At 41.2% G+C, this 2,781-nt stretch carries 1 protein-coding gene and 2 pseudogenes; 1 reads left to right on the forward strand and 2 read right to left on the reverse strand.

From position 1 onward, the window contains the following. A pseudogene (locus tag GKO01_RS16435) lies at positions 1-405 on the reverse strand (transposase); the annotation flags it as partial. A 180-nt stretch (positions 406-585) separates the two neighbouring features. Between GKO01_RS16435 and GKO01_RS15610 the strand changes: the two are divergent. After that, positions 586-1,950, forward strand: coding sequence for a hypothetical protein (locus GKO01_RS15610; protein WP_145994807.1), 1,365 nt, complete (start codon positions 586-588; stop codon positions 1,948-1,950). Between the two features lie 447 nt (positions 1,951-2,397). Here GKO01_RS15610 and GKO01_RS15615 read toward each other — a convergent pair. After that, positions 2,398-2,781 (reverse strand): annotated as a pseudogene (locus GKO01_RS15615) (integrase core domain-containing protein); the annotation flags it as partial.

Here is a 2,781-nt window from a genome sequence, read left to right on the forward strand (position 1 = left end):
CGGTAGGGCAGCATCATTCGCTGTGGTGGAAACATACCGCGCAACACTTCTCGCAATATCAACAAACGCACAGGCACGGCGTTCACTCAGGCCCAGAGCCTCCTAAATGTGTCAGACCGCCTGCCGTTTCACGACAGGCGCTACCACTTTTTCCAACGATTTCCTTCAGTTCAGCATTATCCAGTATCGCATCCGTCAGAAGACATTTCAGGCGGCTGTTTTCATCTTCCAGCGCCTTCAACCGCTTTGCCTCGGATACCTCAAGGCCACCGCAACGGGTCTTCCATTTGTAGAAGGTCGCGTCATTGATCCCGGGTTAGCGGCAAAGATCAGGGGCCTTCCGCCCAGCCTCCTGTTCCTTCAGGATCCCTATGATCTACTCTCCGTAAAACAACTGCGCTTCATCCGTCCGTATCCTTCTCGATCGGACTCTACTTTTGAATGGCTACATTTCTAGAAAGCACGTCATGATTATCGCCCTGAAAATAACCTTATAAGCAAAAACGACACTCGGAATCCCTCTTTTAAATAAGGCTATTAATGACACTATATTTTTTATATGATGATTCTACGTGAATTTTTAGGGTGATTGCAATGTATTTAATGGCATATAACGGTGAAGTTATACATAATATTGAAGATGTATATTATACAAAAAAAATAAACGATTTGAATTATGGGGATATTATAGATGTTGATATAGACCCCATCTACAAAAATTTAAATAAAGAAGATGATTATATTTTCCTCAACGATCAATCTGAATTTAATTGCCATTTCAAAAATTTTGGTGAGGTAACAGGAATATATAATCAGAAAACAAGAGCAGTTTCTTTTAGAAACAATGATGGAAAATATCTCTGCTTAGAGGGAGATCATCTTGTTTTTACGCGAGACGAAGCCAACCTATGGGAAAGTTTTTTTCCTATAGATAATGAATTTATTAGAAAAATTCAGTATGTCATCCTTAATAAATGGCTCTCAAAACGAACAGGAGAGATTTTCGACGGGAAAAGCATAATTTTTTGTAGCGATTTTATCATGAAAATTGGTAATTTTTCTATCGATATACGCAGCCAGCGTATCAATGATTTTAACGAGTATAAGTTTATTGGATTTTGTGACGGATGGAAATTTGAGGAATTTCTTCTCTATAATCCTCTTATTTATATTACGGCTTATTCAAGCAAAAGCGTATTAAATCAGCTTAGCCTCTGTGTGCGTTCCTTAAGGAGTTTTGCCAATTTCGATGGCAAGATCATCGTGATGTCCAATGAGGATAGTACCTCTATCCGAGATATTTGCTCTATGGAAGGCGATGATAATATTGATGTTGACCTTATGTATCCGAAAGACTTTGTTGGGTATGTTTGTTCAAAATTTAGTATTTTAGGGAAAGAAATATATAGTGGCTATCAACCAGTTATGTACCTTGATCCCGACATCATATTTAACAGCGATGTTAACAAAATGCTTCAAGAGGCCACACTAACAGAAGATATTTGCGCTCCATTAGAAGACTTCCATCGTGTTCAGACACATGTCCCTGTTGGAGCAGGTCTCATTCAACTCGATTCACTTGTACCGAGCCCTTATGCTGCCGGCTTCAACGGCGGAACGATTATTTTTTCGAATACTGATAATACCAAAGTAAAAGAATTTTTAGATAATGCACGTAGAAGCATCACGAATATTGGATATTGTTTTGGTAGAGAATTTAATAAATGGGCAGATCAAGAAGTTATAAATTATTTATCCGTAAAAAGTTTTAACGTAAACACAAACTGCATAAGCAAGTATGCAAGATACATTGACCACGACCCAAGTATAAATGAAAAACTTACCGGATTTGTCCATTTCTGGGGACATAACTCCGAAAGAAAATCAGAGTTAATGAAAATATATTTTGATAAAATTCAATATATTCAATCCGAGTTGAGGAGATTATAATATTAATTTACACACTCCATTGTAAGAAATTTTTAATTCGATATTTATTGGAGACTTAAAATCTGGTTTACCAAGCAACGGAGTCAATTTAGACCCGTCTGCGAAGCCGACATGAGGTTAGAGAATAATAGTGTTTGAGGCTTTTGTGCGTGTGCGTGAACGCTGCACTGTTGCCCAATCAGGGGTCTTCTCTCATATCGGCGAGTTTATCTTTCTCTTTAAGTTTACGAATTTTGAGGCCTTGTCGGTATTGATCGTCTGAGGCTTTTCCCAGTCTTTCAGACCTGGAGGGATCGAAAAGCCCCTTGGCGCTGACCTGTTCTCTATGATTCCATTTCTCTTGCGTTGATTGGAGTATGGATCATGAATGACGTGCCCCCCTTTTTGTATCCACTCAAAAGGAGAGTTCCCGTTTTTTATGGCTTGGGGTTGGTGGGATGACAAGTGTCTCGGGGGCATGCCATCCAATTGGGAATGGGGACGCACCGTGTTGTAGTCTTCCCGCCAGTCAGCCAGAACCTGTCGGGCATGGCTGAGGGAGGTGAACAGCGTTTCGTTGAGGCATTCATCCCTCAGCCGGCCGTTGAAACTTTCGACAAAGCCATTCTGCTGCGGTTTACCGGGGGCGATATGGTGCCATTCAATCTTCATCTCATCCGCCCATTTCAGGATGGCATGGGATGTGAACTCCGTACCGTTGTCGCTGACAATCATGAGGGGTTTGCCATATCATTCTACCAGGGCCGTCAGTTCCCGCGCCACCCGTCCATCTGATAATGACGTGTCGGCAACCAATGCCAGGTTCTTGCGACTGAAATCGTCGATAACAGC

Source organism: Gluconobacter kondonii, from assembly GCF_002723995.1.
Taxonomy (GTDB): Bacteria; Pseudomonadota; Alphaproteobacteria; order Acetobacterales; family Acetobacteraceae; genus Gluconobacter; species Gluconobacter kondonii.